The organism is Lapillicoccus sp., assembly GCF_046595215.1.
Taxonomy (GTDB): Bacteria; Actinomycetota; Actinomycetes; order Actinomycetales; family Dermatophilaceae; genus Lapillicoccus.
Genome location: NZ_JBKJPP010000029.1, coordinates 1 through 5915 on the forward strand (window position 1 = coordinate 1; position 5915 = coordinate 5915).

Here is a 5915-nt window from a genome sequence, read left to right on the forward strand (position 1 = left end):
GATCCGGAGACGCTGCGCGCCGACCCGTTCTTTCCGTCGTTCATCGCCGGCATCGAGGCGGAGCTGTCCGAGCGAGGTCTGGCGCTGATGCTGCAGATGGTGCCCGGCCATGCCCGGGAGCTCGACAGCTATCGCCGGATGGTCCGCGAGCGTCGCGTCGACGGGGTGTTCGTCACCGACCTGTTCGTCGACGACGAGCGGCCGGCGCTGCTGCGTGAGCTGGGCCTGCCGACCGTCCTCGTCGGTCCCGCCCTGACCGGCACGGGACTGCCGTGCGTCGGCGTCGACGACCGTCCCGGGATCGAGGCGGCGGTCGGGCACCTCGTCGGGCTCGGGCACACCCGCATCGCGCACGTGGGCGGGCCGCGCGGCATGGTCCACGGGCAGTCCCGTTACGAGGCCTGGCAGCACGCCCTGGCGCGGGCCGGGCTCCAACCCGACCTCTACGTCGAGTCCGACTTCTCCGCCAGGGGTGGGGCAGCAGCCACCGGCCACCTCCTGGCCCTGGAGCAGCCCCCGACGGCCATCGCCTACGCCAACGACCTGATGGCGCTCGCCGGAGTGTCCGTGGCCACTGCTCGCGGCGTCTCGGTCCCCACCGACCTGTCGATCACCGGATACGACGACACGGAGATGGCTGCCCACCTGCAGCCCACGCTGACGAGTGTCGCGTCGGAGGTCATCGCCTGGGGCCAGGCGGCTGCCCGTCGTCTTCTCGAGGAGATCGACGGGCGACCAATCAGCGAGATCAGTCTTCCCGCACCGCAACTGGTGGTGCGGGACTCGACGGCAGCGCCGCCTCGTCGGCGCCGACGTCGGGCGTAGGCCACTGCACGGGACAACCACCGCGCAGTCCGGACAAGGAGATCACCGAAGATGCGACACAGTGTGGTGTTGAGTGCATTGACCGTCCTGGCCATCGGGACCACGGCTGCCTGCACGGAGGGCGCCGGGACCAGCGGGGGCGACGCCTCCTCGGCGGCTGCCGCCCGCGGGGCGATCAAGATCTGGCTGAGCAACAACAAGGAGGAGCTGGTCTGGGGCAAGGGCATGGTCGACGCCTGGAACTCGGCCCACCCCACCGAGATGGTCAGCGCGGAGGAGATCCCCGCCGGCAAGAGCTCGGAAGAGGTCATCGGCGCCGCGATCACCGCGGGCAACGCCCCGTGCCTGATCTTCAACACGGCACCGGCCGCCGTGCCGCAGTTCCAGAAGCAGGGAGGGCTGGTCGCGCTGGACGACTTCCCGGACGGTGCGAGCTACATCGCCAGCCGCACCGGCAAGACGGCCGAGCAGTACAAGTCAACGGACGGGAAGTTCTACCAGAGCCCATGGAAGTCCAACCCCGTGATGATCTTCTACAACAAGGACGTCTTCGCCAAGGCCGGGGTCGACGCGGCCAACCCGCCGCTCAAGACCTACGCCGAGTTCCTCGACACCAGCCGCAAGGTGGTGTCCAGCAAGGCTGCCCAGGCGGCCATCTGGCCGTCGCCCACGAGCGAGTTCTTCCAGCCGTGGTTCGACTTCTACCCGCTCTTCATCGCCCAGAGCGGCGGGAAGCAGCTCGTCGAGGACAACAAGGCCACGTTCGCCTCCGACGCCGGCACGAAGGTCGCGGACTTTTGGGCGACGATCTACAAGGAGGGCCTGGCCCCGAAGGAGAAGGCGGCCGGGGACGCCTTCGGCACCGGCAAGGCGGCCATGGCGGTCGTCGGGCCCTGGGCCATCGCGGCATACAAGGACGTCAAGTGGGGTGCGGTGCCGGTCCCGACCGCCGAGGGGATGGGCGCCGACCAGATCCACACCTTCTCGGACGCGAAGAACGTCGCGATGTATTCCTCCTGCACGAACCGCGGAACTGCCTGGGACGTCATGAAGTTCGCGACGAGCAAGGAGCAGGACGGCAAGCTGCTGGACGCCACCGGCCAGATGCCGCTGCGGTCCGACCTGCCCACGACCTACGCCGACTACTTCACCAAGCACCCGGAGTACAAGCAGTTCGCCGACATGGCCTCGCGCACGGTGGAGGTGCCCAACGTCGCCAACTCGATCACCATCTGGCAGACCTTCCGCGACGCCTACTCGTCGTCGGTGATCTTCGCCAAGCAGGACTCCCCGACCGCGCTCAGGACCGCGGCCGACAAGGTCGCCCAGCTGACCACCCAGCCCTGAGGTCGGGCCATGTCCACCACCACCGTGAGGGCTCCGCGGGCGGGAGGGTCGGCGACCCGGTCCCCCCGCACCCCGGGGCGACTGCTCGGCAAGCACCCCCTGGGGATCGCCTTCTCCCTCCCGTATGCCGTGTACCTCGCCGTCGTCTTCGCCTACCCGCTCGGCCTGGCCGTGTGGATCAGCGTGCACCGCTACTTCTTTGCGGCGCCGGGCGCGAAGGTGGACCGGCCGTTCGTCGGCCTGTCGAACTACGCGACGGTGCTCGCAGACCCCCAGGTGCGCAAGGCGTTCCTCAACGTCGGCGAGTTCCTCGTCATCAACGTGCCCCTCACCGTCGTCCTGTCCCTGCTCATCGCCAGCGCCCTCAACAAGGCGGTGCGCGGCAGGGCCTTCCTGCGGGTGGCGTACTACGTCCCCTACGTCACCGCGAGCGTTGCCCTGGTGGCGGTGTGGCTGTTCCTCTTCAACGAGGGCGGCCTCGTCAACAAGCTCCTGGGACCGCTGGCTCCGGACCCGTCGTGGCTCACCAGCAGCGCCCTGGCCATGCCGATCATCGCCGTCTTCGTGACGTGGAAACAGCTCGGCTTCTTCATCCTCATCTACCTTGCCGCGCTGCAGAACGTGCCCAAGGAGATGTATGACTCCGCGGCCGTCGACGGCGCCGGATCGGTGCAGTCGTTCCGCTACGTCACCGTCCCGGCGACCCGGCCGGCCACGGCCCTCGTCGTCATCCTGTCGATCATCACCGGGGCCAACCTCTTCACCGAGCCCTACCTGCTCACCAACGGCGGCGGCCCGGACGGGGCGTCGGCATCACCGGTGCTGATCATGTATCAGCGCGGCATCGAGCAGGGCCGCCCGGACGTCGCCGCGGCGATCGGCGTGCTCCTCGTCATCGGGGTGCTCGTGCTCGCCCTCGTCAGCCGGCGCGTCACGGAGGGAAACCAGTGACCACCTCCCGCAGGGCCGGGCCGGCCCGGACGACGCTGCTCGTGATCGGGGCGATCGCCTTCCTCTTTCCGTTCTACTACATGGTGATCGGCGCCCTCCAGGCCCACCCGGACGAGGGGATCGGCGGGCTGGTGCCGACGCAGGGGCTGACCCTCAGCAACTTCACCGAGATCAACGAACGCGTGAACCTCCTCCGGACCCTCGCGAACTCGGGGATCGTCACCGGAGGGGTCCTGCTCGGCACCGTCGTCTTCGGACTGCTCGCCGGCTATGCCCTGGCCCGGCTGAGCTTCCGCGGCAAGGGCACCCTCTTCGCGGTGATGCTCCTCGTGCAGATCGTGCCCTTCCAGCTGCTCCTCATCCCGATCTACGTCATGGTCGTGCGGGTCTACGGACTGTCCGACTCCTACCTCGGGATGATCCTTCCCTTCGCCATCAACTCGACGGCCGTCTTCGTCTTCCGCCAGTTCTTCCTCCAGCTCCCCGAGGACCTCTTCAGTGCGGCCCGGCTCGACGGGGCGGGGGAGCTGCGCATCCTCTGGTCCGTCGCCCTGCCCCTGGTGCGGCCGGCCCTGCTGACCGTCGTCCTGCTGACCTTCATCGGTCCGTGGAACGAGTTCCTCTGGCCCTTCCTCGTCACCAAGCAGCACGACATGCAGCCGCTGGCCGTGGCGCTGGTGAACTACATGAGCAACATCGCCGGGCGGGCAACCAACCCGATGGGCGCCGTGCTCGCCGGGTCCGTGATCCTCGCCGCGCCGGCCGTCGCGCTCTTCGTCGCCTTCCAGCGCCACTTCACCTCGACCGACATCGGATCAGGAGTCAAGGGATGACCACCACACCGCACCGCACGACTCGCGCCGTCACCACCGTTGTGGCAGCGCTGCTCACCACCCTCGTCGTCCTCCCCTGGTCGGCCCCGGCGGCGGTGTCCGCGCCGGCGTGGGCAGAGGTTGCGGCGCAGGTGTCGCCGGCCTCCCCGACGACCACCCAGGCCGACCTGGCCCGGCTGACCAACCTCGGCCACCTCGACTCGCTGGGCGCCACCGTCACGCCGCCGCCCCAGAGCGGCCACACGACCTACGGCCTCGACGCCGACCCCACGCTGGGAGTGTTGTGGACCTACGCCGACCGCAACGCCGACGGCACGTTCCGGCGGGTGGGTGGTGGCGCCTACGACGCCGCGACGAACACCTACTCGCAGGGCGCCTTCAACGCCGACGACGTCGCCCGGGCAGCCGTCGTCTACGTGCGGCACTGGACCCAGACCGGTGACACCGCGAGCCGGGAGCACGCCCGCCAGCTGCTGCGTGGGCTCACCTACCTCCAGACCGCGACCGGTCCCAACGCGGGCAACGTCGTCCTGTGGATGCAGCCCGACGGCACCCTGCACCCGAGCCCGGTGCCGAAGGAGCTGCCCGACCCCTCGGACAGCGGAGCGTCCTACTGGCTGGCCCGCACGACCTGGGCCCTGGGTGAGGGCTACGCCGCCTTCCGCCACGAGGACCCCCAGTTCGCCACCTTCCTCGCGGGCCGGCTCGACCTCGCCGTCACCGCGCTGGAGCGTCAGGTCCTCACGAGGTACGGGCAGTACCTCGACGTCGACGGCCGGCGCACTCCGGCGTGGTTGATCGTCGACGGCGCGGACGCGAGCGCCGAAGCGGTGCTCGGCCTCACGGCATACGTCGGCGCGGGTGGCACGGCACAGGCCCGCCGGGCGCTGCGCCAGTTCGCCGACGGAATCTCCATGCTCCAGGCCGGGGATGCCCGCGCCTGGCCCTTCGGCGGCGTCCTGCCCTGGGCCCTGTCCCGCTCCGACTGGCACGCGTGGGCGTCACAGATGCCAGCAGCGCTGGCCCGCGCTTCCGTCGTGCTCGGCGACCAGCGGCTGGCCCGCGCCGCCGCCACCGACTCGGGGACCTTCGACCCGTGGATGCTCACCTCCGGGGGGCCCGACAACGGTCGGCTCCCGACGGCCGGTGACACGACCCAGATCGCCTACGGCGCCGACTCGCGGGTGCAGTCCCTCGTCGCCACCGCCGAGGCCACCGGCTCGGCTGGGCCAAGACGCCTGGCCGGGATGACCGCCGCGTGGTTCTTCGGCGCCAACACCGCCGGGGTCCCCGCCTACGACCCGGCGACCGGGGTGACCATCGACGGCATCTCGGGGACCGGTGTCGTCAACCGGAACTCGGGGGCGGAGTCGACGATCCACGGTGTGCTCACCATGCTCGCCCTCGACGCCAACCCGGACATCGCCCGGCTGGCCCGGGTGTCGTCGGTCACTTCGCGGGCAGGTCTGGTGACCGTGCAGGCCGAGGGTATGCCGCTCAGCGGCGACGCGAAGGCAGTCACCCCAGCGTCCACCTGGACCGGTGAGTCACTATACGGGGGAACGGGTTTCGTCCGCCTGGGCAACGGCGGATCGGTGACCATCGCCGTGCCGGATGGGGCACGGTCACTCGTGCTGCCGGTCGTCAACCTCGAGCCCGGCAGCCGGACCAGACTGCTCGCCACGACTGGCCGCTCCCGGCTCGGATCGCTGCGGGTCGGGGACGTCGGGCCACAGGGTGCCTCCCCGGCGCCCGGCGCCCTGCTGCCGGTGACCCTCCCCCGCACGCTGGACGCCGGGACCTCGCGTGCCGTGACGCTCACCGCGGTGGCCCCGGCCGGCCAGCCAGCCGCGATCGACGCGGTGATGGTGCTGCCACTCGTCAGCACCTACGTCCTCGGCTCCGGACGCGACGCGGCGGCACTGGTCTCCAGTGCAAGCACCTCGCCGGAGCGCGCCT

At 70.4% G+C, this 5915-nt stretch carries 5 protein-coding genes; all 5 read left to right on the top strand.

Going from position 1 to position 5915, the window contains the following annotated elements:
• Positions 1 to 825, top strand: an 825-nt coding sequence (locus tag ACLL9L_RS02890) for a LacI family DNA-binding transcriptional regulator (protein WP_411283145.1), incomplete at its 5' end; no start/stop codon positions are given.
• Between the two features lie 66 nt (positions 826 to 891).
• A complete protein-coding gene (locus ACLL9L_RS02895; RefSeq protein WP_411283149.1) occupies positions 892 to 2172 on the top strand; it encodes an ABC transporter substrate-binding protein in 1281 nt (426 codons plus the stop codon).
• A gap of 9 nt (positions 2173 to 2181) precedes the next feature.
• Positions 2182 to 3123, top strand: a complete 942-nt coding sequence (locus ACLL9L_RS02900) for a carbohydrate ABC transporter permease (protein ID WP_411283146.1) — start codon at positions 2182 to 2184, stop codon at positions 3121 to 3123.
• Complete coding sequence (locus ACLL9L_RS02905; protein WP_411283147.1) at positions 3120 to 3956, top strand: carbohydrate ABC transporter permease; 837 nt, start codon at positions 3120 to 3122, stop codon at positions 3954 to 3956. Before ACLL9L_RS02900 ends, ACLL9L_RS02905 begins: the two co-directional genes overlap by 4 nt.
• On the top strand, positions 3953 to 5915 hold a 1963-nt coding region (locus ACLL9L_RS02910; protein WP_411283148.1), incomplete at its 3' end, for a hypothetical protein. The genes ACLL9L_RS02905 and ACLL9L_RS02910, both read left to right, overlap by 4 nt.

What these genes read in the sequence shown, in the direction of transcription:
- ACLL9L_RS02900 (WP_411283146.1), top strand. Translation starts at nt 2,182, where the DNA reads ATGTCCACCACCACCGTGAGGGCTCCGCGGGCGGGAGGGTCGGCGACC.